Origin of the sequence: Pseudomonas sp. PB106 (assembly GCF_009764645.1) — a bacterium.
Classification (GTDB): domain Bacteria; phylum Pseudomonadota; class Gammaproteobacteria; order Pseudomonadales; family Pseudomonadaceae; genus Aquipseudomonas.
Genome location: NZ_RWIM01000111.1, coordinates 18,600 through 42,768 on the forward strand (window position 1 = coordinate 18,600; position 24,169 = coordinate 42,768).

Sequence of the window (24,169 nt, forward strand, 5' to 3'; positions counted from 1 at the left end):
ATTTCATGAACACCATGGCCGCAGCCTTTGCCAAATCGATCCAGAGACAGGACATCGCCCTCATTGCCCGCGATGGTTATCCGTTGTCCGCCAAGCGCTACGGCGCAGCGGGCGTCGTCAAAGGTAACCTGATCATGGCCGGTGCCACCGGGGTCCAGCAGCGTTTTTATCGGCGTTTTGCCGAGCACGCGGCGCGCCAGGGCTTTCACGTGCTGACCCTCGATTACCGGGGCATCGGTGAATCGAAGCCGGCTTCCCTCAAAGGCTTTGAGATGTCTTATCTGGATTGGGCTTATCAGGATCTGGCGGCGGCAGTGGATCTGCTAAGCCAGGAAGCGTTGCCGTTGTATTGGGTCGGCCATTCGTTTGGTGGTCACGCGATTGGTCTGTTGCCCAATCACCCCGCCCTGACAGCTTGCTACACCCTGGGCAGTGGCGCGGGGTGGAGCGGCTGGATGTCCCGAACCGAGGCCTGGAAAATCCGTCTGATGTGGACGTTTGTGCTGCCGGTGATTGTCGCCCGCAAAGGCTACATGGCCTGGAGCATGCTGGGCATGGGCGATGATTTGCCGCTGGGCGTTTACAACGACTGGAAACGCTGGTGCAAATTCCCCCACTACTACTTCGACGACCCCCGAGATGAGCCATCTGCATGCGCTCTACGCCGAGGTCACAACGCCATGCGTTTTCGCCACGTCGGTCGATGATCCGTGGGCGCCGCCGCGTTCGCGCGATGCGTTTGTCAAAGCCATGGTGAATGCGCCGCTGACATTGCTGGATCTGCAGCCGCCACTGGGCAGCAAACCGTACGGGCACATGGGTTACTTCCGCGAAACCGCACAGCCGTTGTGGGATGAGGTGCTTGATTGGCTGCAAAGCGTCCCTGCACACACCACATAAGTTGTAGGAGCTGCCGCAGGCTGCGATCTGTTGATCTTGCCGTTAAAAACAAGATCAACAGATCGCAGCCTCGTTTCACTCGACAGCTCCTACAGGGGTTTTGTGGTGTTTAGGTGATTGGGGAGTAGCCTTCGATTTCGTCCGGCCAAGCGGTGAGGATTTCGAAGCCGGTTTCGGTGACCGCAACCATATGCTCCCACTGCGCCGACAACGAGCCATCCTTGGTCAGCACGGTCCAGCCGTCCGGCATGTTCTTCACATGACGCTTGCCGGCATTGAGCATCGGCTCCACGGTAAAAATCATCCCGGCCTTGAGCTTCATGCCCTGATTGGGAAAGCCGTAATGCAGGATTTGCGGTTCATCGTGATAGACCTTGCCGATGCCGTGCCCGCAATACTCGCGCACCACGCTGAAGCCTTCCTTCTCCGCCAGGCTCTGAATCGCGTGGCCGATGTCGCCCAACGTCGCGCCCGGTTTCACCACGCGAATCCCCGCGCACATGGCGTCATAGGTGGTCTTGATCAGGTGCTGCGCCTCAGGCGTCGCCTCGCCGACCACGTACATGCGGCTGGTATCACCGAACCAGCCGTCCTTGATCACCGCGATATCGAGGTTGACGATGTCGCCATCCTTCAACGGCGTGCCCGACGGAATACCGTGGCAGACCACGTCGTTGACCGAGGCGCAGACGGTTTTCGGAAAGCCGTGATAACCGACGTTGGCCGGCACCGCTTTCTGCACATTGACGATGTAGTCGTTACACAGTTGATCGAGCTGATCCGTGGTGACGCCGGCCTTGACGTGCGGCACCAGCATCGCCAGCACTTCAGCGGCGAGTTTGCCGGCGGCGCGCGATTGCGCGATGTCGGCCGGGGTGTTGATCTTGATCTGGTTTCTCATGCGCTGACGGCTTCCTGTGTCAGTTGTTGCAGGTCGAGCCCGCCATTTTGTTCGGCACGGATCAACAAACGGCAAATGGCGCTGTGATCGAGGTTGGGGTGCAGTTCGGCGAGCATGCCGATGCGCATCCAGTGCTCGGCCTGCGCGTTGATCGAGCGGCTGAGCGCGTTGCTGGAGATGCGCAGATTCTCGTGCATGTCCTCTGAAATCTTTACGATGCCCATATATGGTTCCGATACGATGTGTATATGGATCGTATATTAGCCAAGCCTCGCCGAAGATTGCAAACCCTCAGCCAAGCGCCGCATCAAAAAACGACGAAATGAGCCGACTGGAGCGCCGTTCAGCCAAACAGTACAAATACGTTTCCGTAAACAGCTCTTCGCCCTCGATTCTGATCGTGCGAATTTTCGGGTCGGCAATGAACTCTGCTTCCGACACCACTCCCAACCCGAGCCCACGCACCACCGCTTCCCGCAACGCCTCACGACTGCCGATTTCCATGGCGATGCGCGGTTTCACCTGTGCCGCATTCAACGCCTGCTCCAGCACCAGTCGCGTGGTCGAGCCGGGCTCACGTTGCAGCAGTCGTTGCCCTTCCAGTTCTTCCAGGCGCACGCTGCCGCGATTGGCCAGCGGATGCTCATGGTGGGCAAACAGGATGATCGCGTGCCGCGCATAACGCACTGAACACAACGCTGGATCATCCTGACGCCCGGCCAACACCGCGATATCGGTGACGTAATTTTCCAGATCCGACAGCACTTGCGCCGAGTTACCCACGCGGATCGACACGTCGATATTCGGATGCTGTTGCAAATAACTGTCGACCATCTCGATCACATGAAACGGCCCCACCGCACCGACCTTGAGCTGGCCGCTGTCGAGCCGCCCGGAGTCGCGCAAAAGGTTGTGCGCTTCCAGTTCAGCAAGGCAATCCGTTGCGCGATCGGCAGCAATTGTCGACCGACGTCGGACAGTTCGATCCGCCGCCCACGCCGATGAAAAAGCTCCACGTTGTGCTGCCGTTCCAGGCTTTGCACTTGCGTCGTCAGCGTCGGCTGGCTCAACCCCGACGCCCGCGCCCCGGCACTGAAACTGCCGTGGCGGGCGACGGCGAGAAAGGCCCGCAATTTGGCGCTCGACATCCATAGACTCCATCAATAGTTAGCTACGGTTTCCCATATTGAATTGATTGAATGACTGTCACGTGACAGCCCTAGCCTGTGGCAACTCCCAACCACACCGTGGAATGCCATGAAAACAATTAACCAGTTCCTGCGTGCCGCCAGCCTTGCCGTACTTGCCCTGAGTGCCAGCCAGGTCTGGGCCAAGGACAAACTGACCATTGGCCTGATCCCCTCCGAAGATTCCCAAGCGATGATCGAATCGAGCAAACAAGTGCTCGACGATCTGCAAGCCAAAATCGGCATGCCGGTGGTGCCGTTCGTGGCCACCGACTACAACGGCATCATCGAAGCGCTGCGCTCGGGCAAACTCGACGTCGCCTACCTCGGGCCTTTCTCCTACGTGCTGGCGACCTCGGTGGCCGATGTCGAAGCGTTCTCCGTGGCGGTGACCAAGAAGACCGGCCAGAGCGCTTACAAAAGCGTGATTCTGGCACGCAAGGACAGCGGCATTCATTCGCTGGCCGACCTCAAGGGCCATACATTCGCGTTCGTTGACCCAAGCTCGGCGTCCGGTCATCTGTTCCCGAAAGCAGGACTGGAGCAGGCAGGGTTCGCCCCGGACACGCTGTTCAAACGGGTGATTTTCTCCGGTTCCCACGACGCCAGCATCCTCGCGGTGGAGAACAAGAAAGTTGACGCCGCTGCCGTGGCTGACCGCATCTTCGCCAGCGCCGTGGCCAAAGGCGTGGTGAAGCAGGATGACTTTGAAATCGTCTGGAGCTCCAAGCCGATTCCCGAATCGCCGATGGTCTGGCGCAAAGCGCTGGATCCGGAGCTGAAGAAGAAAGTCGCTGAGGCACTGGCCTCGATCAAGGACGTGCCGTGGGGCGACCAGGGCGTGCTCAACGGCTTCCAGCCCACCACCGACGCGTCCTATGACGTGGTGCGCGAAACCGCCAAGGTGCTCGATCTCGATTTGCGGAGCATGAAATGATCAGCATCCGCCAACTGACCAAACACTACGGCAGCAACCCGGTGTTGCGCGGCATCGACCTTGAAGTCGCAGCGGGCGAATTCGTCGTGGTGCTCGGTCAGTCCGGCGCCGGTAAATCGACCTTGCTGCGTTGCATCAATCGTTTGGCGCAGGCCGACAGCGGCACGCTGAACGTGGCGGGCATCGACGCTCTCGCCTGCCCGGACACCAGCGTTTTGCGCCGTGAAGTGGCGATGATTTTTCAGCACCACAACGTAGTGCCGCGCTTAAGCGTTTTGAAGAATGTGCTGACCGGTCGCCTCGGTTCCGTCGGCACCCTCGCCTCGATTCTGCAACTGTTTCGCCGTGACGATGTGGCGCTGGCAATGCAATGCCTGGAACGCGTCGAACTGGCACACAAGGCCGGTGAGCGCACCGATTCATTGTCTGGCGGGCAGAAGCAGCGCGTCGGTATTGCCCGCGCCCTGGCGCAACGACCGCAGGTAATTCTGGCCGATGAACCGATCGCCAGCCTCGACCCGAAAACCGCGCGACTGGTGTTGCAGTACCTGCGCGATGCCACCCGCGAACTGGGCATCACCGTGCTGTGCAATCTGCATCAGGTCGAATACGCCCGTGAGTTTGGCGACCGCGTGGTCGGCCTCGCTCACGGCAGTCTGGTGTTCGATGGCAAAGCGTCGAGCATGACCGACGCCGACCTGGCGCGAATCTATCCGGGGCAATCTGCGGAGTCTTCCGTAGCCATCCCGACGCCAACCCTGACTTATCGCGCCGCTTCGAGGGCCTGAGCATGCCATCGCAAAACTATCAGTGGGTCGGTGAGCGGCCCCGTGGTACACGCAGTTGGCTGACCACCGCCGGTATCGTCCTGATCGTGCTGTGGACGCTGAACTGGAGCGCGCAAGGTGCGCAGCTCAGTCTCGGTGAACTGGCGGCGGGTTTGCCGCAGATCGGTGACTTTCTCTCGCGCACTTTTCCGCCGGACCTGAGCATTCTTCCGCGTCTGGTCGCACCTGCGGTGGAGACTTTGCAGATTGCCATTTGGGGCACCCTGCTTGGCGTGTTGCTGGCGATACCAATCTCGTTCCTGGCCGCACGCAATCTAAGCCGCAATCGCTGGGTGTTTCACGCCACGCGTCAGGCGCTGAATTTCACCCGCAGCATCAACGAACTGATCCTCGCCTTGATCTTCGTGTCCGCCGTCGGCCTCGGCCCGTTCCCCGGCGTGTTGGCGCTGGCGCTGCATGGTCTGGGCATGCTCGGCAAGTTCTTCGCCGAGAGCATCGAAGAGATCGACCAAGGCCCGATTGAAGCGCTGCAAGCGACTGGTGCGCGGCCGTTGCAGGTGATCGTGTTTGGCGTTTTACCGCAGGTGATCACGGCGTGGATTGCGGTGATTCTGTACCGCTTCGAAGTCAATCTGCGCTCGGCCACCGTGCTGGGAATGGTCGGCGCCGGCGGCCTGGGGTTCGAACTGGTGAGCAGCCTGAAGTTGTTCAAATACCCGGAAACCGCGACCTGCATCATCGTCATCACCTTCATGGTGATCGTCGCCGACGCCATCTCCAGTCGCATGCGCGCGGCGATCCAGAGCGGTTCGGCACACTGACGTAGAGCGGCTATCGGCTGAGCCGATTCAAACCTGCGAATTATCGATTTGAGCCGTTGTCGACAGGCGCTGAGTATGGCGCCACACGACAACAACAAGAAGGATCCACCATGACTGCCCGCTTCCAGAACCCCGTCGATACCCGTTTCGGCTGGGGCAGCCTGCAAGACCTCGCTGCCATCACCGAGCTGCAAACCGTGGCCCTCGTGACCTTCCCTGAGGCCCGTGGCCTGGGGCTGGTCGATCGCCTGCAAGCGTTGCTCGGCGAGCGTCTGGTCTACGTGTTCGAAGACGTTCAGCCCAACCCGGACGTTGCCCATTTGCGCAGCACTTACGAGCAGTTCTGGGAGCAGGCCGGCGATTGCGATGTGGTGCTCGCGGTCGGGGGTGGCAGCGCCATCGATACCGCCAAAGCGTTGATCGTCGGCACCGAGTCCGGCCATTTCGATGAACTGTTGGCGCTGCTCGCAAGCGGCAAACCGTTCACCCCGGCGCGCTGCAAACAGCTGATCGCAGCACCCACCACCGCCGGCACCGGCAGCGAGGTCACGCCATGGGCAACCATCTGGGACAGCGCCAGCCAGAAGAAATACTCGCTGCACCTGGATTGCACCTGGCCACGCGTGGCGATCATCGACCCGCAGTTGATGCTGACCGTGCCCGCCGCCGTCACTGTTTCCACCGGCCTCGACGCGCTCTCCCATGCGCTGGAGTCGATCTGGAACGTCAACGCCAATCCGGTTTCCGACACCTTCGCCATCTCGGCGATCGAAGACATCCTCGAGTGCCTGCCGAGCCTGCAAAAAGACTTGTCCAGCCAGGAACTGCGCACTCGCATGGCACTGGCGGCGCTCAAGGCCGGCCTGGCGTTTTCCAACACCAAAACCGCGCTGGCGCATTCGATTTCCTACGAGATGACCTTACGCCACGGCCTGCCCCACGGCATTGCCTGCTCCTTCACCCTGCCGCTCGTGCTGGGTCTGGCGTGGGGGCATGACGCTACCCGAGACCGCGTCTTGCAGCGCGTATTCGGCGAAGACCTGCCCAAGGCTCAACAGCAGTTGCGCGAGTTCCTCCATGCCCTGGGCGTGAAAACCGAGTTTGCCGACTATGGCGTCTCGGCCAAGGACGCCGAAGACATCATTCACCTGGCGATGCAGGGCGCACGCGGCAAGAACTTCATTGGTTGCCAAGCCGCCTGACGCCGCCCCGAACCTGAAAAACCCAAGCACAGCCGGCGGCGCAAAACGCTGCGGTGATTTCCTGTCGCACCAAAAAAGAGTGCACCCGCCGACGACAACCGACGGGAACCCACAACAATAAGGAAAAGATCATGAATCGTGCCGAAACAATGCCTGGTCTCGCCGTACGTTCTGCCTCGTTCCGGGTCGCACAGTGGCGCATGCTGCTGGCGGCGATGTTTTGTTACCTGTTTTTCTACACTGGACGGCAGACCTTCGGTTTCGCCATTCCGGGGATTCAGGCTGAATTCGGCTTGAGCAAGGAAACCCTCGGCTGGGCGTCTGCTGCAATGCTATGGGCTTATGCGATTGGTCAGGCGATCAACGGCAACCTCGCCGATAAGTTCGGTGGCCGGCGCATCATGACTCTCGGCGCGGTGTTGTCCTGCGGCGCCAACTGGGTGACCAGTTTTGCCGGCGGCTTTGCCAGTCTGATTCTGCCGTGGGGCGTCAACGGCTACTTTCAGGCCTTGGGCTGGGCACCGGGCGGTCGGCTGATTGCCAATTGGTGGGCTGCCGGTGAGCGCGGCAAGGTTTATGGCTTCTACACTTTCGCCGCCGGTTGCGCGTCGATTCTATCGTACGTCACCTCTATCGTCGTGCTCGAAGTGCTGCAACTGGAGTGGCGCTGGATCTTCCGTTTGCCAGTGCTGCTGATGCTCGCCGGCGGGATCATTTTCTATCTGGTTGCCCGTGAACGCCCGCAGGATCTGGGCTTCGAACCGGTGGGCGACACCGGCGTGGCCAACGCTGACGACAAACATCAGGAAGCCGCGCATGGCGAAGTCGAGACCTCGGCACAACGCTATAAAGCGGTGCTGAAGAATCCGCGCCTGCTGATCGCCGCGCTGTCACTGGGCTTTCAAAACGCGGCGCGCTACGGCTTGATCGTTTGGGTGCCGGTGCACTTTCTCGGCGCCGACTGGAAAAGCGGTGACGGCATGATCGATCCGAAATGGATCACCGTCGCCCTCCCCGTCGGCATGGCGGTTGGCGCGTTGAGCAATGGCTGGGTGTCGGACAAGCTGTTCGGTTCCAAGCGCTATCTGGCGATCATGCTCTACATGTTCCTTGGCGCCGCGACGAGTTTGTGGATGTGGAGCCTGCCGCCGCACAGCGTGATCGGTCTGGTGGCGTTGTTCCTTTGCGGCTTCTTCGTCTACGGCCCGGCGTCGAGTTTCTGGGCGCTGTGCCCGGATCTGGTCGGTGCCAAACGCGCCGGTACCGCGACCGGGATCATGAACTTTTCGTCCTATCTGTTTGCCGGCCTGGCCGAGCCTTTGATTGGTCGTTTGCTTGACACCACGGCAAACACGTCTCTCATCTTCATAGTGGTCACCAGCGCCTGCCTGTGCAGCGCGGCGGTGGCATTGTTCATTCGACGCTGATGGGGCTTGCATGTACCAGTATCACAAGTGGTTGCGTTCGTTTCATGCGGTGGCGAAAACCGGCAGCTTCACCCTCGCGGCAGAGTACCTCAGCGTCGGTCAGCCGACCGTCAGCGAGCAGGTCAACGCGCTGGAGAAAACCTTCTCGGTCGAGCTGTTCCATCGGCGCGGGCGCTACATCGAGATGAGTTCCGCCGGGCACAAGCTCTACGCAATCACTCAAGGTTTGTTCGGCCAGGAAGATGAAGCGGTGCAACTGCTGCAGAGTTTCAAGCAACGCAAAAACGGCATGCTGCGCCTTGGTGCGGTGTCGCCGCCGATTGCGATGAACCTGACCTACGAGCTGATGCAGCGGCACCCGGACATTGAACTGGAAACCTCGTTTTCTTCGGAAAAGGAAACGCTCGCGCGGCTGTTCAACTTCGACATCGACGTGGCGATTCTGGCGCTGTCGGAATTCGATGAGCGCTTCCATACGCGGCTGTATCACCGCTATCCGATCATCGCCGTGGTGCGCGATGACCATCCGTGGGCCAGCCAGTCGCAGGTTCACATCAGCGAAATCAGTCGCGAGAAATGGGTGATGCGCGAGCAAAGTGCGCGCACCCGGCAACTGGTGGAAGAAAGCTGCAAGCGCCTCGCCATCGACCTCAACTGCGTCATGCAACTGAACAGCCGCGAAGCCATCGTCCACGCGATCGTCAAAGGCATCGGCATCGGTTTTGTCTCGGCGGTCGAGTACGCCGAAACCCCGGGCACCACGCCGATCACTTTTGTCGATCACCCGTTCTTTATCGAATACCACCTGTGCTGCCTCGGCATCCGCAGGAACCGGCCGGTGATTGCCGAACTGTTTGATGCGAATCCACCGCTGACCTGATCAGCACTGCCCCTTGAAACCGCCTACCTCATTACCGAGGGACGGCCCACGCTTACCTGAAAACGGAGATTGACCATGCAGTACCAACAACCGACTCACCTGCAAGCCGCGATCCTCGACTGGGCCGGCACCGTTGTCGATTTCGGCTCGTTTGCGCCGACACAGATTTTCGTCGAAGCCTTTGCCGAGTTCGGCGTCGCCGTGTCGCTGGAGGAAGCGCGCGGGCCGATGGGCATGGGCAAGTGGGATCACATCCGCACGCTGTGCAACCTGCCGCAGATTGCCGAGCGTTATCGTGCAGCATTCGACCGCGTGCCAAGCGATGACGATGTGACGGCGATCTATGAGCGTTTCATGCCGCTGCAGATCGAGAAGATCGCCCTGCATTCGGCGCTGATACCGGGCGCGCTGGAAGCGATTGTGGCGTTGCGCGACAAGGGTTTGAAAATCGGTTCGTGCTCGGGCTATCCGGCGGTGGTGATGGCCAAGGTCGTCGAACTGGCGCGGGAAAATGGTTACGTCGCTGACCATGTCGTCGCTACCGATGAAGTGCCCAATGGCCGGCCGCATCCGGCGCAGGCGCTGGCTAACGTGATTGCCTTGGGCATCGATGATGTGGCGGCATGCGTCAAGGTCGACGACACCTGGCCGGGGATTCTCGAAGGTCGCAGCGCCGGCATGTGGACGGTGGCGTTGACCTGTTCCGGCAATGCAATGGGCCTGACCTATGAGCAATACAAGGCGTTGCCGTCGGATCGTCTGGCGGAAGAACGTGCGCGGATCGGCAAGATGTTCGCCCCTTCGCGCCCGCATTATCTGATCGACACCATTGCTGAGTTGCCCGAGGTGATCGACGACATCAATGCGCGTCTGGCCCGGGGCGAAACCCCGCAAGCCTGCTAACGCATTCCCCCTCCCCATGATCGTTCCCACGCTCCGCGTGGGAATGCAGCCCCTGACGCTCCGCGTCACTGGACGCGGAGCGTCCCAAGAGGCATTCCCACGCATGAGCGTTGGAACGATCAGCTACTAAATCGCGGGCAAAAAAAAGCTGCCAAAACTGGCAGCAAAAACTTTAAGAACACGCGATGTATTGGCCTCAGCATAGGCGCCGAATAATGACAGTGTCATGACAGTCACACATTCATTGAACCGCCCCTGCCCCGTCATCAGGCTGTCATCAAGATCACGGCAGAATCCTCGCAAACCGTCTTGAGCCTTCGGGCGGATGCTGTGCAAGGATTCCCATGAAACAAGACGCCTCGCTGTTTGCCGCCATCGACCTGGGTTCGAATGCCTTCCGGCTGATGATCGGCCAATCGGTGCGCAGCCGCAAAGGCCTGCTGATCCAGGAAGTGAAAACCCTGCGAGAGCCGGTGCGGCTGGCCGAAGGTTTTGACGGTGGCGCGCTGGATGCGTTGGCACTGGATCGTGGCTGGCAGGCATTGGCGCGGTTCGGCAAGAAGCTGCGCGGCTTCGAGGCGGGTCGGGTTCGCGCGGTGGCGACCAGCGCGGTGCGCGAGGCCGACAACGCTCAGTTGTTTCTCGCCAGCGCCGAGCGGCATCTGGGTTTTCCGATTGACGTCATCTGCGGCCATGAAGAGGCGCGGCTGGTCTACGCCGGCGTGACCCACGCCCTGCCAAGCGACGCGGACATGCGCCTGGTGGTCGATATCGGCGGCGGTTCCACCGAGCTGATCCTCGGTCAGGGTTCACAACCGTTGCTCACCGAAAGCATCGCCATCGGCAGCGGCACCTTGAGTACGCGTTTCTTTCGCGGCGGCGAGGTATCCGCTGGCGCGCTGCAAGCCGCCGAACGTTTCGCCATCCTGCAATTCGAACACGTCGCGCGGCGTTATCGCGCTCAAGGCTGGCAGCAGACCATCGGCTCTTCCGGCACCGCACGCATGCTGGCCAAAGTGCTCAAGGCCAATCGCCTCAACGACTACGGCCAGGACGGCATCACCTACGGCGGATTGCTGCGCCTGTCGCTGCTGCTGCTGAAGGTGAACAACGTCCGGCAACTCAAGCTCGCTGGCCTGCAACCCCACCGCCAAAGCATCTTGCCCGCCGGGTTGGTACTGATGCTGGCGGCGTTCAAAGTGTTCGGCATCGCACAGATGGTGCCGTCCGAACCGGGCCTGCGCCTGGGCGTATTGCACGGTTTGATGAGTCAGCATTAATCCTCGCCCCAGCAGATTCGTCTCCCCTTCAGCGGCCTGATCGACTACCATGCCGCCGCCGGTTTCCACACGGGATTAATAGGGAATCCGAAATGCTTGCACAGCATCAATCGGAACTGCCCCCGCAACTGTAGGTGCTGAGCCTGCTCCACGACTGCCACTGGGATGACTCCCGGGAAGGCCGGAGCCAGGCGATGACGCATCAGTCAGGAGACCTGCCGGCACAGTGACTGACTAACCGGCGGGGTGTCCGGGAAGGACATCGTGCCGCGCGTCTCTTGATCAAATGCCGGCCTTGCGCAGTTTTCCCCAACCGCGTTCGATGGTGTGTTTCCAATCCGTACCCTCCCCGCTTCTCGTACGGATTCATTGGAGACTGCCCCATGCTGCTGCCTCGCGTTGCCACCCTCATCACCGGTCTGAGTCTTTGCACGCTGGCCCATGCGGCACCCACTCAATACCCGCTGACCATCGAGAACTGTGGCAGCCACCTGACCTTTCAGCACGCGCCGGCGCGCACCGTGACCATCGGCCAGGCCGGCACGGAAATGCTCTACGCCATGGGTCTGTCGGATAAAGTCGTCGGCACCTCGCTGTGGTTCAACAATGTCCTGGACAAGTACAAAGCGCAGAACGACCAGATCGAGCGCCTGGCCGACAACGAACCGAGTTTCGAAGCGGTCATCGGCAAGCGCCCGGAACTGGTCGCCGTGGAGCTGGAATGGATGGTCGGCCCACAAGGTGCGGTCGGCACCCGTGAGCAGTTTCATGAACTGAAAATTCCCACCTATCTGCTGCCTTCCGATTGCGAAGCCAAGGACAACCTGGTCGGTGCCGACGGCACGCGGCTGGCGCCTTTCAGCATCGACAGCATTTACAAAAGCGTGAGCCAACTGGCGCAGATCTTCGATGTGCAGGATCGCGGGCAGCAGCTCAATGATCAGCTCAAGGCCAGCCTGGCCAAATCCATCGCCACCGCCCAAGGCAAACAGCTTAAGGACGTCAGCGCCCTGGTCTGGTTCTCCAGCGCCGAAATGGACATCGAGCCGTTCGTGGCCGGGCACAAAGGCATTCCCGATTTCATGCTCAGCACCCTCGGCGTGCGCAACGTCGTGCAGTCCGACGAAGAATGGCCGACCGTCGGCTGGGAAACCATCGCCAAAGCCAACCCTACGTTCCTGGTGATCGCTCGCATGGATCGCCGCCGTTTCCCGGCTGACGACTATGAAAAGAAACTCGCCTTCCTGCGCAGCGACCCGGTGACGCGCAACATGGACGCGGTGAAAAACAACCGCATCATCATTCTGGATGCCATGGCCATGCAGGCCAGCCTGCGCATGTTCGACGGTCTGGAACAACTGGCCACGGCCATCAACGGCTATGACCTGTCGAAATGAGTTCTAGCCTGATCCGCACGTTGCTGGCCTTGGCGACACTGTTGATAGCAGTGGTCGCCGGCGTCGCCATCGGTGAAACCTCGATCAAACCGGACGTGGTCCTGCAAGTGCTGGCCAACAAGCTGTGGGGCGCCGGTTATGTGCTCGACCCCATCGACGAAGGCATCGTCTGGAACTATCGCCTGACCCGCGCGCTGGTCGCCGCTGCCTGCGGCGCCGGGCTCGCGACGTGCGGAGTGATTTTGCAGTCGCTGCTGCGCAATCCGTTGGCCGATCCGTATCTGCTGGGGATTTCCGCCGGCGCCTCGACCGGTGCGGTGATGGTCGCGTTGCTCGGCGTGGGTGCCGGTGTCATCTCGCTGTCGGTCGGTGCTTTCGCCGGTGCCGTAATGGCGTTCGTGCTGGTGATTCTGCTGGCGCGGGTCAGTGGCTCGGCCAGTGGCACCGGGCAGATCATTCTTGCGGGCATCGCCGGTTCGCAACTGTTCAATGCACTGACGGCGTTTCTGATTACCCGCTCGGCCAGCTCCGAACAGGCGCGCGGGATCATGTTCTGGCTGCTCGGCAATCTCGGCGGCGTGCGTTGGCCTTCGGTGTGGCTGGCGGTGCCGGCGGCATTGCTGGGGTTGGCGGTGTGCCTGTGGCATGGGCGTGCGCTGGATGCGTTTACCTTTGGCGCGGATTCGGCGGCGTCCCTCGGGATTGCAGTGCGGCGTGTGCAGATTCTGCTGATCGGTTGCGCAGCGCTGGTGACGGCGGTGATGGTGTCGATTGTCGGCTCGATCGGTTTTGTCGGGCTGGTGATTCCGCATGCCGCGCGCCTGCTGCTCGGCACCGGCCATGCGCGTCTGTTGCCGGCGAGTGCCTTGGGCGGCGCGGTGTTTCTGATTGCCGCTGACGTGTTGTCGCGCACCTTGATCAAGGGGCAAGTGATTCCGGTTGGAGTGATTACCGCGCTGGTCGGTGCGCCGGTGTTTGCCTTGATTCTGGTTGGCCGCAGGTCCGCGCGATGAGCAGTGTTTTGAGTTGCTCAGGATTGGCCTTCAAAGTGCGCGGCGCCGAGCTGCTCAACGGTGTCAGCCTTGCGCTGCAACGCGGTGAAACCCTTGGCATCGTCGGGCCGAATGGTTCGGGGAAATCGACGCTGCTGAAACTGCTCGCCGGGCTGCGCGAACCGAGCGCTGGCGAAGTGCTGCTTGACGACCAGCGCCTAAGCAAAATGGCCCGCCGCAGCATTGCGCAGACACTGGCGGTGGTCGAGCAACAGGCCGACACCGACGATGGCATTCGCGTGTTCGACGCCGTCGCGCTGGGGCGCACGCCTTGGCTGTCGGCGTTGCAACCGTGGTCCGTGGCGGACGATGCCATCGTCGAGCAGGCGCTGATCGATGTTGACGCCCTGCATCTGCGCAATCGTCTCTGGCGCAGTTTGTCCGGCGGTGAACGCCAGCGAGTTCACATCGCCCGGGCATTGGCTCAGCGACCGCAGATCCTGTTGCTGGACGAGCCGGCCAACCACCTCGACATCCAGCATCAACTGAGCATTCTCAAGGTGGTGCGAGCGCTGCCGGTGACCACGCTGATCGCGCTGCATGATCTGAATCAGGCGCTCAACTGCGATCGACTGGCGGTGCTGGAGCGCGGACGCCTGGTCGCGTTGGGCAAGCCGCTGGAAGTGCTGACCCCCGAGCGGTTGGAGGAAACGTTCGGGGTCACGGCGCATTACCTGACGGACCCGTTTGATGGCGCGCAGATCCTGCGTTTACATGGATGATTTTTTGCATGTGAGTGGTCTGCCACACCGGGTCAGGGTCGACATCGATAATCTCGAAACCCTGCCGTTGCCAGAACGCTATCGCGCCCGGCAGAAACGGATGAGTGTGCAGGTAGATCACCTCGACTCCGTCGGTCAGCGCCTGTTGTTTTAGCGCTCGATACAGCGCACCGGCCAACCCCGAACGCCGCTGCGATGGCAGGACGAACAGACGCACGATTTCCACGACCTTGCGTCCGGGATAGCCAAGGTGCGCGAAGCGCCGGTCATAGGGCAGATAGCCAATCGAGGCAACGATTTGCCCTTCATGGCGAACAATCAGAAACCGCCCCTTGCCTTGCAGATACACCTCGGCGAAACGCGCCAGGTCATCGGGCATGCCCGCCGCGTTGAGCTTTGGAAAAAGCTCGGCGCGGGCCGCCAAAACGAAATCCAGCACCTCAGGAATGTCTGCGTTGGACACGGCTTGAATGATCGGTTGATGGCTCATGAAAGGTCGAACACCTGAATTTCGGCCGGCCACCTTAACAACCGCCCCCTGTGGGAGGCCAGCAATCTCATCCCGCCACAGGCAGTTTTCACTGCAGGAAATTGAACCGCAGATCAAGCCATTGCCGTGGGTGAAGACGCCCTTTGGATAGCCAATGGCGCCTGGATATAAACGCCGCCAAACGCGTCCTGCAGCGATTTGATTTCGTTCTATCGTTAGATCGAATTGGCTGTATTTCCGGCGGACTAATGGTTGCGACAGAAGATGTCTGAGCCTATGTTGCACCCGAGTCTTTTCCCCGCGAATGGAACGCGATCAACACCACTAAGAGGTGAAGAAATGTCAAAGGAATCACGCCCTGCCGTACTTGGGCTGATAGGCAACACTCCGCTTGTTCAAGTCACCCGCTTCGATACCGGGCCCTGCACGCTGTTTCTCAAACTGGAATCGCAGAACCCCGGCGGTTCGATCAAGGACCGCATTGGTCTGGCGATGATCGACGCCGCCGAGCGTGATGGTCGCCTGCAACCCGGCGGGACGATTGTCGAAGCCACCGCCGGCAACACCGGTCTGGGCCTGGCACTGGTTGGCCGCGCCAAGGGTTATCGCGTGGTGCTGGTGGTGCCGGACAAAATGTCCACCGAGAAAGTCCTGCACCTGAAGGCCATGGGCGCCGAGGTGCACATCACCCGCTCCGATGTCGGCAAGGGCCATCCCGAGTATTACCAGGACGTCGCCGCCCGTTTGGCGAAAGACATTCCCGGCGCGTTTTTCGCCGACCAGTTCAACAACCCGGCCAACCCGCTGGCCCACGAATGCAGCACCGCGCCGGAGATCTGGGCGCAGACCGAGCATGATCTGGACGCCATCGTCGTCGGTGTTGGTTCGGCCGGTACGCTGACCGGTTTAAGCCGCTTCTTCAAACGCGTGCAGCCAGATCTGGAAATGGTCCTGGCCGATCCGGTCGGCTCGGTCATGGCGCAATACAGCCGCGACGGCACGATGCCGACGCCCGGTTCATGGGCGGTGGAAGGCATCGGCGAAGATTTCATCCCGTCGATCACCGACCTCTCCAGCGTGCGCCACGCCTACTCGATCAGCGATGAAGAAAGCTTCGATCACGCCCGCCAGTTACTCAAGGCCGAAGGCATTCTGGGTGGCTCGTCGACCGGCACCCTGCTCGCCGCTGCGCTGCGTTATTGCCGCGAACAGACTGAGCCGAAACGCGTAGTGAGCTTTGTCTGCGACACCGGCACGCGCTATCTGTCCAAGGTTTACAACGACCAGTGGATGACCGATCAGGGCCTGTTGCAACGCAAGGGTTACGGCGACCTGCGCGATCTGATCGCTCGCCGCTTCGAGGATGGCCGCGTGATCAGCGTCGGCCCCGACGACACGCTGCTGACCGCGTTCCAGCGCATGCGCCTGGCGGATGTCTCGCAATTGCCGGTGCTGGTCGAAGGCAAACAACTGGTCGGCGTGATCGACGAGTCGGACATCCTGCTGGCCGTTCACGAAGACGCCGCCCGCTTCAGCCAATCGGTGTCCAGTGTGATGACCGACAAACTGCAAACCCTCGCCCCTGGCGCCAGCCTATCCGAGCTGGAATCGGTGCTCAGCCGTGGCCTCGTCGCCATCATCGCCGACGCTTCAGGCTTCCATGGTCTGATCACCCGCACCGACATGCTCAACCAATTACGGAGATCCCTCGCATGAGTCAGCACGACGATAAATCCCAAGGCTTCGCGACCCGGGTGATCCACGCCGGACAGACGCCAGACCCGACCACTGGCGCGCTGATGCCGCCCATCTACGCCAACTCCACGTACTTGCAAGACAGCCCCGGCGTGCACAAAGGCTTCGATTACGGGCGCTCGCACAACCCGACGCGTTTCGCCCTGGAACGTTGCGTGGCGGACCTTGAAGGCGGCACCCGCGCGTTCGCGTTTGCCTCGGGGCTGGCGGCAATTTCGACGGTGCTGGAATTGCTCGATGCCGGCTCGCATATCGTCTCTGGCAACGACTTGTACGGCGGCACCTTTCGCCTGTTCGACAAGGTGCGTCAGCGCAGCGCCGGGCACCGGTTCAGCTTTGTCGACCTGACCGATCTGTCGGCGTTCGAGGCTTCATTGCAGGACGACACGCGCATGGTCATGGTCGAGACGCCGACCAACCCGCTGCTGAGCCTGTCGGATCTGGCAGCCATCGCGCGGATCTGCCGTGCACGCGGGATCATCTGCGTGGCCGACAACACGTTTGCCAGCCCGTATATCCAGCGTCCGCTGGAGCTGGGTTTCGACATCGTCCTGCACTCGACCACCAAATACCTGAACGGCCATTCCGATGTGATCGGCGGTATTGCCGTGGTTGGGCAGAATGCTGAACTGGCGGAAAAACTCGGTTTCCTGCAGAACGCCGTGGGCGCGATCAGCGGGCCGTTCGATGCGTTTCTGACGTTGCGCGGGGTAAAAACCTTGGCGTTGCGCATGGAGCGTCATTGCAGCAACGCGCTGGATCTGGCGCAGTGGCTGGAGCAACAACCGCAGGTCAAACGGGTTTATTACCCGGGGCTGGCCTCGCACCCGCAGCATGAACTGGCGAAGCGGCAGATGCGCGGTTTCGGCGGGATGATTTCCGTGGATCTGAACAGCGATCTGGCTGGCGCGCGACGTTTTCTCGAGAACGTGAAGATCTTCGCACTTGCAGAAAGTCTGGGCGGCGTGGAAAGCCTGATCGAGCATCCGGCGATCATGACCCATGCGACCATTCCTGCCGAAACCCGCGCAAAACTGGGGATTGGCGATGGACTGGTGCGTCTGTCGGTGGGCGTTGAAGACGTCGAAGACCTGCGCGCCGATCTGGCGCAGGCGCTGCAATCGATCTGACCTGGCAAGAACGACAAAGCCCGCACGAGGCGGGCTTTGGTGTTCGAGTAGGCGGCCAGTGCTGGTCTCTGGCTTACAAGGTTTATCGGGCTTCCCACAGTACCGGGTCAAATTGAAAGTTAGTGCCTCGGCTGCTTCACACGGCATAAGGGCTGGATCTCAGCGCGGAGATCTTTCTAACCGTGTACCTTTCGGAGCGCGCCCCACGCCCCCTTGCTATCCGATTGCGCATCAGTCTGCGTCTTCGCCTACATCTTTGAGCCTAGCAAAGGCTCGCCGCCACGCTCGTCTGTTTTTAGACTGAATTCAACTTTGCCCGCCGGGTGAAGGAAAAGAAACGCCTAACGCCCGTCGATCCCCCCGTCCTACCGCGTCCAGACAGCGATCTATACTGGATCAGTTCGATACTGATTACGTCGACACCCGTGCGCCTGACGGTGCGCCCGTGCCTTTCGCCAACCAGACTGACCCGAGCCGATGAATCGTGGCGCCAGCCACTATGCGGCGCACGAAGCGCTTTCGCCGAGCGGCTGCCGGGGCGTGGAGAAAATCATGAAATACAGGTTTTTGTCAGGCGTAGTAATGGCGGTCGCGGCCGCCGTAGCGATGCCAGGGGCCTGGGCGGGACAGCCGCAGGCATTGGCTGCGGATGGAGCGGATCATGTTGGCGCTCCTGCCGTGGCCTCTGACGGCGCTGACCATGTTGGCGCGAGTGCGGTGGCTTCCGACGGTGCCGATCACGTTGGCGCGAACGCGGTAGCTTCTGACGGTGCCGATCACGTTGGCGCGAACGCGGTAGCTTCTGACGGCGCCGATCATGTCGGCGCGAATGCGGTAGCTTCCGACGGCGCCGATCATGTCGGAGCGAATGCGGTAGCTTCTGACGGCGCCGATCACGTTGGCGCGAATGCGGTGGCTTCTGATGGTGCCGATCACGTTGGCGCGAATGCGGTGGCTTCTGATGGGGCCGATCACGTCGGCGCGAATGCGGTAGCTTCCGACGGCGCCGATCATGTCGGCGCGAATGCGGTAGCTTCTGACGGTGCCGATCACGTTGGCGCGAATGCGGTGGCTTCTGATGGTGCCGATCACGTTGGCGCGAATGCGGTGGCTTCTGATGGTGCCGATCACGTTGGCGCGAATGCGGTAGCTTCTGACGGTGCCGATCACGTTGGCGCGAATGCGGTGGCTTCTGATGGTGCCGATCACGTTGGCGCGAATGCGGTAGCTTCTGACGGTGCCGATCACGTTGGCGCGAACGCGGTAGCTTCTGATGGTTCGGAGCATGTTGGTGCAGGTGCATTGGCTTCAGATGGCGCTGATCGTACCGGCGTCAACCGGGTTGCCTATTCCCGAGTGGGTGTGGGATCAGACCGCGTTGCTTCAGCGCTGATGACCGGCAGTTATTCCGACCAGTTCAACAGTCCTCAGTAACTTCTCCCTGTTAGTGGGCGGCTCGCTCGAGCCGCCCACTAGTACATTTGTGCTAATCGACCACCCCGCCCTTCGGCGCTATATTCCCCCGCAACCCCGATGTTCCCCAACGTGGAGCTTTTGCTACGTGCGGGATCGTTGTGCCTGGAAATCAGAACAACACCAAGGAAGAGACACCATGAAATACCTCATCGCCACACTTACCCTTTCAGCCCTGTTCCTCACCGGTTGCGCCACGCCGAAACAATGGGAAGCCACCGGCGGCAGCAAAAACGATGGCGTCGTGCAGGTCTCTTATGAACTGGGCCAGTTCGAAAGCGGCCAGACCAACGCCGAACAAGGTCTGACCGTCGCTGCACAACGCTGCAAGACCTGGGGTTACAAAAACGCCGAGGTCACCGGCTCGGAGAAAAACATCTGCCGCACCATGGGCAAGTACAACTGCTTGCAAACCACCATTACCCAGGATTACCTCTGCCAGCGCTGATGGCATACACCCGGTTTTGACTGCCCCTCACAAAACCTGTGGGAGCCCGCCATGCTGGCGATGGCGGTGGATCAGCCAATGAAGATGTTGGCTGTGCCCGGCCAATCGCTAGCAGGGCTAGCTCTCACAGGATTCGCTTTGCCGGTCGCGCAGGGCTCGGAGGGTCGCGCGCAGCTCGGCCGGGCGGACCGGTTTGGACAGAATGGCAATGTCGCGATCGTGCAGCGCGGCCTGGATCTTTTCGATGTCGTGGCCGGTGATGATCATGGCCGGCACTGCCCAACCGCGCTGCCGGCGCACGTCGTCAATGCATTCGATGCCGGTGGCGTGGGTGCCGAGATCATAGTCGGCGACGATGATGTCGCAGTCGGTCAGCAAATCCCGCGCCGACAGCTCGGCCTGCACCACGCAACCCCAGCGCTCGAGCAACGCTGAAGTCGCCAGCAATACATTGCGATCATCCTCCACCAGACACACTTTCAACCCGGTCAGCAGACCGACCTGCCGGGCCTCGTCACGCGTGCCCGCCAACGCCGGTGGCGCAACGATGGGCAATCCGTTCAGGGCCACCGCCGTTCCCCGCCCAAGCCGCGAGCGCAAAGTCACACCCACACCCATCAACTCGCCCAGACGCTTGACGATCGCCAGCCCCAGGCCCACGCCTTCGACATCTTTGTCGCGCACTTGCCGCACCCGATAAAACTCCTCGAACACTTTGGCCAGATGCTCTTCGGCGATACCGTTGCCGCAGTCATAAATCGTGATCGCCAACCCCGCCCCGCGCCGCCGCACGCCGATCAGTACAGGCCGATGCGCACCGTATTTGAAGCAATTGGAAAGCACGTTCTGCACCATGGTCGCCAGCAACGCTGGATCGGTGCGCACCCAGTATTCACAGGGACGCAGGCGCAACTCTACCCCGGCCCAGCGCGCAGCTTCGGTGTTCTGGCGCACCAGATCCACCAGCCACTCGCCCAGATTCACGGCTTGCAGCTTCGGCGCTATCCGCCCGTTATCGAGGGTGTAGAGATCCAGAATCGAACGAAATAACTGCGACACGTTCAGCAGCGAGCGATCGATGCTGTCGACCAGACGCCGTTCTTCCTCGCCCAATCGCGACTCGCGCAAACACGCGGTAAATAAACCAATCGAGTGAATCGGCTGACGCAAATCATGACTGGCCTGCGCCAGAAACCGCGACTTTTCAAGATTCGCCGCCACAGCCTCTTCCGACGCCTTGCGCGTGCGCTCCAGCAACAGATGCGCATAAAACGGGATCACCGTGCTGGTGATCATTAGCATCAACACCATGTACGGCTGCGCCTGCCAGACCGGCGTCAGGCGATACACACACAACAGCGCCAGCAACGCCAGTGCCGTGGCAATCGCCAGGTATCGTGAGCCATAGCGCATGCCGTTGCCCAGGTTGACCCAGATGATCACCGCATACAGCGGCAATGCCGCCTCGCCGCCGACCACCAGCCCGAAACAGGTCCCGGTGTAATCATGAACCATCGCGAAAATCCGCCGCGCCGGATAATGCCCGGGCCAGCGCGCAATGGCCTGACGAAACACAATTGAAGCCAATAAAAACAGGGTGATGTAGGTGACAACAGGCAGATAGGTATCGAAGCGCTGCCCCGGCACAAACCCCATGATGACCATGTAGACCACGGCAATCGCGGCGATGATAATGCGCAGATTGGCTTGGTCGAGCTCGGTATTTTTCTCGAACTTCATCGTAAAACGTCCTTGTGCGGCAATCGTCAGATTCCGAATCAACCTGCAGGCAACGTTCGCTTGGGGTGCTAATGTGCAACCCCTGAGCAACGCCTGACCCAGGGAGGGTCACGCCATGACCTGCCGAATTATCATAGCCGACGATCACCCGCTGTTTCGCGAGGCGATGTTGCGCACGGTGCAGCGCCTCCTGCCCGACGCCGTGCTCGAAGAAGCCGGCGATCTCGCTGCGGTGCTGGCCTTGCTGCCATTGGGTGATGAACCGGATACGCTGATTCTCGATCTGCGCTTTCCCGGGCTGACCTGCGTCAGCCAGCTCGCCGAACTGCGCCGGCGCCTGCCGCGTACCACACTGATTGCGGTATCGATGGTTGATGATGAATCGCTGATCAATGAAGTGATGGCTGCCGGCATCGACGGTTTCGTCGGCAAGAACATCGCCCCCGATGAAATTGGGCAGGCGATTCTGGCGATTCGCCAAGGCGAGGTGCTGGTGAAATTCGCGCCGTCAGGGTTGTTGCCGCTGGAAACCGCAACCGCCCTCACCCCGCGCCAGCAAGAGGTGCTGCGGCTGATCGCCCAAGGCAAGACCAACAAAGAAATCGCCCGCGAACTGGATATTTCGCCGTTCACGGTGCGTATTCATGTGTCTTCTTTGTTGCGTACGCTGAACGTGCCCTCGCGGGCGGCAGCGGTGAAATACGCAGGTACGTTGTAGGAGCTGCCGAAGGCTCGGGCCGCGTTCGGACGATCTTTTGATCTTGTCTTTAAAACACAGTCAAAAGATCGCAGCCTGCGGCAGCTCCTACAACACCATCATGTTATGGATCAACCTGCGCCATCAGATCCGGCACCGATTCCGGGCGTTTCGCATAACGCTGGGCCAGCACCGCGCAGACCATCAACTGGATCTGGTGAAACAGCATCAGCGGCAGAATCAGCACGCCGATGGTGCTGCCGGCAAATAGCACCTGCGCCATTGGCACGCCGGTGGCCAGACTCTTTTTCGAACCGCAGAACAGAATGGTGATGCGGTCTTCCTGACTGAACCCGAAGGCCTTGCCCAACAAGGTTGAGGCGAGTAGCACCAGCGCCAGCAGGATGCAGCACACCACCACCAGACCGAGCAGATCGACGACTGGAATCTGATGCCAGATGCCTTCGTTGACCGCCTCGCTGAACGCACCGTAGACCACCAACAGAATCGAACCCTGGTCGACGAACTTCAGCCAGTTCTTGTTGCGCCCGACCCACGCGCCGATCCAGCGACGGGCAATCTGCCCGGCAATGAACGGCAGGAGCAATTGCACGCTGATCTTCAGGATCGCATCGAGGGTCGAGCCGCCGTCACCGTGAACGTTGAGCAACAACGTCACCAGCAACGGCGTGAGGAAAATCCCGAACAGGCTCGAGGCCGCTGCGCTGCAAATTGCGGCCGGAATGTTGCCTCGCGCCAACGAAGTGAAGGCAATCGCCGATTGCACCGTGGCCGGCAAAGCGCAGAGGTAAAGCATGCCCATGTACAGCTTGTCGCCGATCAACGGCGACAGCAGCGGCTTGAGCGCCAGACCCAGAAGCGGGAACAGCACAAAGGTCAGGCCGAACACCAGCAAGTGCAGACGCCAGTGACCGGCGCCGGCGATGATCGATTCGCGGGACAGCTTGGCGCCATGCAGGAAAAACAGCAGCGCGATGGCAATGTTGGTCAGCCAGCCGAAGCCGACGGCGACCTGACCGCTGGCCGGCAGGAAACTGGCGAGCAGCACGACGCCGATCAGGGTCAGGGTGAAGTTGTCGGGGAGGAATCTTGGGCGCGTCATGGTTTACTCATCCGGGGGTTGCCAGTACGTGATTGCGACTCTAACGTGACTGCAAATTACCGACTAACGCCGAAGATCCTCCAGATGCCGCCAAAAGGACACGACAAAAGCGTCAGACGCAGCATTCCCGGGCTGCCCAGCCTACCGCGTCCGCTGTACGGACGCACCGAATCGCTGCCTAATCGTGCGTTGACCCGTCGCCACAGTCACCCGTGGGTGCAATTGTCCTACGCGATCCAAGGCGTGCTGGAAGTGCAGACCAGCGCCGGGCGCTTCGTCGCGCCACCCGAGCGTGCAGTGTGGATTCCGGCGGGCGTGCCGCATCGGGTGTTCAGCTCGCCGCACACCGAGATGCGCAGTCTGTACATCGATTGCAACGTCGCCGGTTGGGCGATTGAGCGTTGCCATGTGCTGGGCGTCAGCGATTTGCTTCGGGAGTTGATCCGCGCCTTCAGTCAGGTGCCGGTGGAATATGACCAGAGCGGTGCACACGGGCGGATGGCGCAGGTGATCCTCGACCAGTTGGCCGAAGCCCCGCAAATCGACCTGATGCTGCCGCTGCCGCAAGACGCGCGTCTGAAGCAGATCTACCAGAGTCTGGAGCACCATCCGGAACAGCAGACTACGCTCAGCCACTGGAGCGAAAAATTCGGCGTCACCGAGAAAACCCTGACCCGTCTGTTTCTGCGTGACACCGGGCTGACCTTTCGCGCCTGGCGTCAACGCTTGCGCCTGCTCGGTGCGCTGACACCGCTGGAGCGCGGTGAACGCGTCACCGACGTGGCGTTGGCATGCGGATATGACTCGACTTCGGCGTTCATTTCAGCGTTCCGTCAACAGTTCGGAGAGACACCGGGAGAGTTTTTCCGCTGAATAACCCGATAATTATCGAACTTGCACATGCCTTTGCTCAAAG

The 24,169-nt window shown here is 60.8% G+C and carries 22 protein-coding genes, 2 pseudogenes and 1 riboswitch; of the genes and pseudogenes, 17 read left to right on the forward strand and 7 right to left on the reverse strand.

Going from position 1 to position 24,169, the window contains the following annotated elements; all coding sequences use genetic code 11:
* The first annotated feature begins 5 nt into the window (after positions 1 to 5).
* Positions 6 to 900, forward strand: a pseudogene (locus EJA71_RS14280) (alpha/beta fold hydrolase).
* Between the two features lie 109 nt (positions 901 to 1,009).
* On the opposite strand, the gene map reads toward EJA71_RS14280, so the two are convergent.
* The 3 genes and pseudogenes from map to EJA71_RS14295 form a co-directional block, all read right to left on the reverse strand.
* Positions 1,010 to 1,801, reverse strand: a complete 792-nt coding sequence (gene map / locus EJA71_RS14285) for a type I methionyl aminopeptidase (RefSeq protein ID WP_158957827.1) — start codon at positions 1,799 to 1,801, stop codon at positions 1,010 to 1,012.
* A complete protein-coding gene (locus EJA71_RS14290; RefSeq protein WP_007918027.1) occupies positions 1,798 to 2,025 on the reverse strand; it encodes a ParD-like family protein in 228 nt (75 codons plus the stop codon). The genes map and EJA71_RS14290 overlap by 4 nt, the downstream gene beginning before the upstream one ends.
* Positions 2,026 to 2,092: 67 nt before the next feature.
* Positions 2,093 to 2,949: pseudogene (locus EJA71_RS14295) on the reverse strand (LysR substrate-binding domain-containing protein).
* Between the two features lie 109 nt (positions 2,950 to 3,058).
* On the opposite strand from EJA71_RS14295, the gene phnD reads away from it, so the two are divergent.
* The 11 genes from phnD (at position 3,059) to EJA71_RS14350 (ending at position 14,397) form a co-directional block, all read left to right on the forward strand.
* On the forward strand, positions 3,059 to 3,925 hold the full coding sequence (phnD, locus tag EJA71_RS14300; RefSeq protein WP_158957829.1) for a phosphonate ABC transporter substrate-binding protein: 867 nt from the start codon (positions 3,059 to 3,061) through the stop codon (positions 3,923 to 3,925).
* On the forward strand, positions 3,922 to 4,713 hold the full coding sequence (gene phnC / locus EJA71_RS14305; RefSeq protein WP_158957831.1) for a phosphonate ABC transporter ATP-binding protein: 792 nt from the start codon (positions 3,922 to 3,924) through the stop codon (positions 4,711 to 4,713). The genes phnD and phnC overlap by 4 nt, the downstream gene beginning before the upstream one ends.
* Before the next feature lie 2 nt (positions 4,714 to 4,715).
* The gene (phnE, locus tag EJA71_RS14310) at positions 4,716 to 5,534 is read left to right on the forward strand and encodes a phosphonate ABC transporter, permease protein PhnE (protein ID WP_158957833.1); all 819 of its coding nucleotides are present in this window, start codon (positions 4,716 to 4,718) and stop codon (positions 5,532 to 5,534) included.
* 110 nt (positions 5,535 to 5,644) lie between these two features.
* Positions 5,645 to 6,736 (forward strand): iron-containing alcohol dehydrogenase PsrA, encoded by a 1,092-nt coding sequence (gene psrA, locus EJA71_RS14315; RefSeq protein ID WP_158957835.1) that lies wholly within the window; start codon positions 5,645 to 5,647, stop codon positions 6,734 to 6,736.
* Between the two features lie 131 nt (positions 6,737 to 6,867).
* A complete protein-coding gene (locus EJA71_RS14320) occupies positions 6,868 to 8,163 on the forward strand; it encodes an MFS transporter (protein WP_158957837.1) in 1,296 nt (431 codons plus the stop codon).
* A 10-nt stretch (positions 8,164 to 8,173) separates the two neighbouring features.
* Positions 8,174 to 9,043, forward strand: a complete 870-nt coding sequence (locus EJA71_RS14325; RefSeq protein ID WP_158957839.1) for a LysR substrate-binding domain-containing protein — start codon at positions 8,174 to 8,176, stop codon at positions 9,041 to 9,043.
* 75 nt (positions 9,044 to 9,118) lie between these two features.
* On the forward strand, positions 9,119 to 9,946 hold the full coding sequence (phnX, locus tag EJA71_RS14330; RefSeq protein WP_158957841.1) for a phosphonoacetaldehyde hydrolase: 828 nt from the start codon (positions 9,119 to 9,121) through the stop codon (positions 9,944 to 9,946).
* A 344-nt stretch (positions 9,947 to 10,290) separates the two neighbouring features.
* Positions 10,291 to 11,226, forward strand: coding sequence for a Ppx/GppA family phosphatase (locus EJA71_RS14335; RefSeq protein WP_158957843.1), 936 nt, complete (start codon positions 10,291 to 10,293; stop codon positions 11,224 to 11,226).
* A 42-nt stretch (positions 11,227 to 11,268) separates the two neighbouring features.
* A riboswitch (cobalamin riboswitch) is annotated at positions 11,269 to 11,464 on the forward strand.
* Positions 11,465 to 11,609: 145 nt separating this feature from the next.
* A complete protein-coding gene (locus EJA71_RS14340) occupies positions 11,610 to 12,623 on the forward strand; it encodes an ABC transporter substrate-binding protein (RefSeq protein WP_158957845.1) in 1,014 nt (337 codons plus the stop codon).
* Between the two features lie 8 nt (positions 12,624 to 12,631).
* Positions 12,632 to 13,636: an iron ABC transporter permease gene (locus EJA71_RS14345; protein WP_178113698.1), complete on the forward strand. Its 1,005-nt coding sequence runs from the start codon at positions 12,632 to 12,634 to the stop codon at positions 13,634 to 13,636.
* Positions 13,633 to 14,397: an ABC transporter ATP-binding protein gene (locus EJA71_RS14350; RefSeq protein ID WP_158957849.1), complete on the forward strand. Its 765-nt coding sequence runs from the start codon at positions 13,633 to 13,635 to the stop codon at positions 14,395 to 14,397. Before EJA71_RS14345 ends, EJA71_RS14350 begins: the two co-directional genes overlap by 4 nt.
* Here the strand turns inward: EJA71_RS14350 and EJA71_RS14355 are convergent.
* On the reverse strand, positions 14,336 to 14,887 hold the full coding sequence (locus tag EJA71_RS14355) for a GNAT family N-acetyltransferase (protein WP_158957851.1): 552 nt from the start codon (positions 14,885 to 14,887) through the stop codon (positions 14,336 to 14,338). The genes EJA71_RS14350 and EJA71_RS14355 overlap by 62 nt on opposite strands.
* A gap of 339 nt (positions 14,888 to 15,226) precedes the next feature.
* On the opposite strand from EJA71_RS14355, the gene EJA71_RS14360 reads away from it, so the two are divergent.
* Together EJA71_RS14360 and EJA71_RS14365 are read left to right on the forward strand one after the other, a co-directional pair.
* The gene (locus tag EJA71_RS14360) at positions 15,227 to 16,603 is read left to right on the forward strand and encodes a pyridoxal-phosphate dependent enzyme (protein ID WP_158957853.1); all 1,377 of its coding nucleotides are present in this window, start codon (positions 15,227 to 15,229) and stop codon (positions 16,601 to 16,603) included.
* Positions 16,600 to 17,772 (forward strand): cystathionine gamma-synthase, encoded by a 1,173-nt coding sequence (locus EJA71_RS14365; protein WP_158957855.1) that lies wholly within the window; start codon positions 16,600 to 16,602, stop codon positions 17,770 to 17,772. Before EJA71_RS14360 ends, EJA71_RS14365 begins: the two co-directional genes overlap by 4 nt.
* Positions 17,773 to 18,342: 570 nt before the next feature.
* Here EJA71_RS14365 and EJA71_RS27835 read toward each other — a convergent pair.
* Positions 18,343 to 19,059 (reverse strand): hypothetical protein, encoded by a 717-nt coding sequence (locus EJA71_RS27835; protein WP_158957857.1) that lies wholly within the window; start codon positions 19,057 to 19,059, stop codon positions 18,343 to 18,345.
* A 325-nt stretch (positions 19,060 to 19,384) separates the two neighbouring features.
* On the opposite strand from EJA71_RS27835, the gene yecR reads away from it, so the two are divergent.
* Positions 19,385 to 19,693 carry a YecR family lipoprotein gene (yecR, locus tag EJA71_RS14375; RefSeq protein ID WP_158957859.1) on the forward strand — a complete coding sequence of 103 codons (309 nt, stop codon included), beginning with the start codon at positions 19,385 to 19,387 and terminating at the stop codon, positions 19,691 to 19,693.
* 117 nt (positions 19,694 to 19,810) lie between these two features.
* Here the strand turns inward: yecR and EJA71_RS14380 are convergent, their stop codons facing one another.
* Complete coding sequence (locus EJA71_RS14380; protein WP_158957861.1) at positions 19,811 to 21,433, reverse strand: hybrid sensor histidine kinase/response regulator; 1,623 nt, start codon at positions 21,431 to 21,433, stop codon at positions 19,811 to 19,813.
* A gap of 115 nt (positions 21,434 to 21,548) precedes the next feature.
* Here EJA71_RS14380 and EJA71_RS14385 point away from each other — a divergent pair, with 115 nt between their 5' ends.
* The gene (locus tag EJA71_RS14385; protein ID WP_158957863.1) at positions 21,549 to 22,151 is read left to right on the forward strand and encodes a response regulator transcription factor; all 603 of its coding nucleotides are present in this window, start codon (positions 21,549 to 21,551) and stop codon (positions 22,149 to 22,151) included.
* 103 nt (positions 22,152 to 22,254) lie between these two features.
* On the opposite strand, the gene EJA71_RS14390 is transcribed toward EJA71_RS14385, so the two are convergent.
* Complete coding sequence (locus tag EJA71_RS14390) at positions 22,255 to 23,253, reverse strand: bile acid:sodium symporter family protein (protein WP_158957865.1); 999 nt, start codon at positions 23,251 to 23,253, stop codon at positions 22,255 to 22,257.
* Positions 23,254 to 23,337: 84 nt separating this feature from the next.
* On the opposite strand from EJA71_RS14390, the gene EJA71_RS14395 reads away from it, so the two are divergent.
* Positions 23,338 to 24,126 (forward strand): helix-turn-helix domain-containing protein, encoded by a 789-nt coding sequence (locus EJA71_RS14395; RefSeq protein WP_158957867.1) that lies wholly within the window; start codon positions 23,338 to 23,340, stop codon positions 24,124 to 24,126.
* Positions 24,127 to 24,169 lie beyond the last annotated feature (43 nt).

Excerpts from the sequence above, each read along its gene's own strand:
- map (WP_158957827.1), bottom strand. The coding sequence starts at position 1,801 with ATGAGAAACCAGATCAAGATCAACACCCCGGCCGACATCGCGCAATCG.
- EJA71_RS14290 (WP_007918027.1), bottom strand. The coding sequence starts at position 2,025 with ATGGGCATCGTAAAGATTTCAGAGGACATGCACGAGAATCTGCGCATC.
- phnD (WP_158957829.1), top strand. The coding sequence starts at position 3,059 with ATGAAAACAATTAACCAGTTCCTGCGTGCCGCCAGCCTTGCCGTACTT.
- phnC (WP_158957831.1), top strand. The coding sequence starts at position 3,922 with ATGATCAGCATCCGCCAACTGACCAAACACTACGGCAGCAACCCGGTG.
- phnE (WP_158957833.1), top strand. The coding sequence starts at position 4,716 with ATGCCATCGCAAAACTATCAGTGGGTCGGTGAGCGGCCCCGTGGTACA.
- psrA (WP_158957835.1), top strand. The coding sequence starts at position 5,645 with ATGACTGCCCGCTTCCAGAACCCCGTCGATACCCGTTTCGGCTGGGGC.
- EJA71_RS14320 (WP_158957837.1), top strand. The coding sequence starts at position 6,868 with ATGAATCGTGCCGAAACAATGCCTGGTCTCGCCGTACGTTCTGCCTCG.
- EJA71_RS14325 (WP_158957839.1), top strand. The coding sequence starts at position 8,174 with ATGTACCAGTATCACAAGTGGTTGCGTTCGTTTCATGCGGTGGCGAAA.
- phnX (WP_158957841.1), top strand. The coding sequence starts at position 9,119 with ATGCAGTACCAACAACCGACTCACCTGCAAGCCGCGATCCTCGACTGG.
- EJA71_RS14335 (WP_158957843.1), top strand. The coding sequence starts at position 10,291 with ATGAAACAAGACGCCTCGCTGTTTGCCGCCATCGACCTGGGTTCGAAT.
- EJA71_RS14340 (WP_158957845.1), top strand. The coding sequence starts at position 11,610 with ATGCTGCTGCCTCGCGTTGCCACCCTCATCACCGGTCTGAGTCTTTGC.
- EJA71_RS14350 (WP_158957849.1), top strand. The coding sequence starts at position 13,633 with ATGAGCAGTGTTTTGAGTTGCTCAGGATTGGCCTTCAAAGTGCGCGGC.
- EJA71_RS14355 (WP_158957851.1), bottom strand. The coding sequence starts at position 14,887 with ATGAGCCATCAACCGATCATTCAAGCCGTGTCCAACGCAGACATTCCT.
- EJA71_RS14360 (WP_158957853.1), top strand. The coding sequence starts at position 15,227 with ATGTCAAAGGAATCACGCCCTGCCGTACTTGGGCTGATAGGCAACACT.
- EJA71_RS14365 (WP_158957855.1), top strand. The coding sequence starts at position 16,600 with ATGAGTCAGCACGACGATAAATCCCAAGGCTTCGCGACCCGGGTGATC.
- EJA71_RS27835 (WP_158957857.1), bottom strand. The coding sequence starts at position 19,059 with ATGCTCCGAACCATCAGAAGCTACCGCGTTCGCGCCAACGTGATCGGC.
- yecR (WP_158957859.1), top strand. The coding sequence starts at position 19,385 with ATGAAATACCTCATCGCCACACTTACCCTTTCAGCCCTGTTCCTCACC.
- EJA71_RS14380 (WP_158957861.1), bottom strand. The coding sequence starts at position 21,433 with ATGAAGTTCGAGAAAAATACCGAGCTCGACCAAGCCAATCTGCGCATT.
- EJA71_RS14385 (WP_158957863.1), top strand. The coding sequence starts at position 21,549 with ATGACCTGCCGAATTATCATAGCCGACGATCACCCGCTGTTTCGCGAG.
- EJA71_RS14390 (WP_158957865.1), bottom strand. The coding sequence starts at position 23,253 with ATGACGCGCCCAAGATTCCTCCCCGACAACTTCACCCTGACCCTGATC.
- EJA71_RS14395 (WP_158957867.1), top strand. The coding sequence starts at position 23,338 with ATGCCGCCAAAAGGACACGACAAAAGCGTCAGACGCAGCATTCCCGGG.